The following is a 1,020-nucleotide window of genomic DNA, read 5'->3' as shown; positions in this document are numbered from 1 at the left end:
GCCGACCGACAGCGTCTGCTGACCGTTCGGCGCCCCCCACCCTCGACTGTCCGCCTTTCACGGGTTCAGCGGTGACAGGCGCCGTGGCATGAGGACTGGCCACGCAGCGCGGCGGAAGGCTCACCTCCGCCACCAAGTCCAACGGCATCGTGCACACCCTGCCGTTCTGGGACGAGCTGGTCGCCGAGCGCGGCGCCGACCACCCGCAGGTGACCTGGGACCAGGAACACATCGACGCGCTGGCCGCCAAGTTCGTCCTCGACCCGACCCGCTTCGACGTCGTCGTCGCCTCCAACCTCTTCGGTGACATCCTCAGCGACCTGGCCGCCGCCGTGGCCGGCTCCATCGGGATCGCCCCGGCCGCCAACCTCAACCCGGAGCGCGAGTTCCCTTCGATGTTCGAGCCGGTCCACGGCTCCGCCCCCGACATCGCCGGGCGCGGCATCGCCAATCCGCTCGGCGCGATCTGGTCGGCGGCCATGATGCTCGACCACCTCGGCCACCCCGAGGCGGCCACGGACGTCACCGACGCCATCGCCGCGCTGCTCGCCAAGACCGACGTCCGCACCCCCGACCTCGGCGGCAGCGCCACGACCACCGAGTTCACAGAGAAGCTCCTCGCACTGCTCTGACCGATTCCCCGCGCCGGGAAAGCCGCACCGCGTCCCGGCTGCGTCCACGTTCCTCGACGAGGAGAAACGCCATGGCAGGAACCGCGTCCACCACCACCGGCACGCCCCCGGCCACACCGCCGTCCAAGCCCTGGTACAAACAGCTGTACTTCTGGGTCCTGACCGCGATCGTGGCGGGCGTCCTGACCGGTTGGCTCTGGCCCTCTGTGGGCGTCGCCCTGGAACCGGTCGGCACGACCTTTGTCTCCGCGATCAAAATGCTGATCACGCCGATCGTCTTCCTGACGATCGTCGCCGGCATCGGCGGTGTCGACAGCCTGCGCCGGGTCGGCAGGGTCGGCCTGAAATCCCTGATCTACTTCCAGGCCGGGACCCTGGCCGCGCTCGC

The 1,020-nt window shown here is 69.9% G+C and carries 1 protein-coding gene and 1 pseudogene; both read left to right on the top strand.

All coding sequences use genetic code 11. The annotated features are described in order from the left end of the window. Positions 1-95: 95 nt before the first annotated feature. Positions 96-632: pseudogene (locus ACZ5CR_RS47560) on the top strand (isocitrate/isopropylmalate family dehydrogenase); the annotation flags it as partial. Positions 633-703: 71 nt separating this feature from the next. Next, on the top strand, positions 704-1,020 hold a 317-nt coding region (locus ACZ5CR_RS47555), incomplete at its 3' end, for a cation:dicarboxylate symporter family transporter (protein WP_468870316.1).

It is taken from the genome of Streptomyces sp. NPDC031274 (assembly GCF_055570235.1).
The sequence above is the reverse complement of the archived record's forward strand: the minus strand, read 5'-3'. Positions and strand labels throughout refer to the sequence as shown.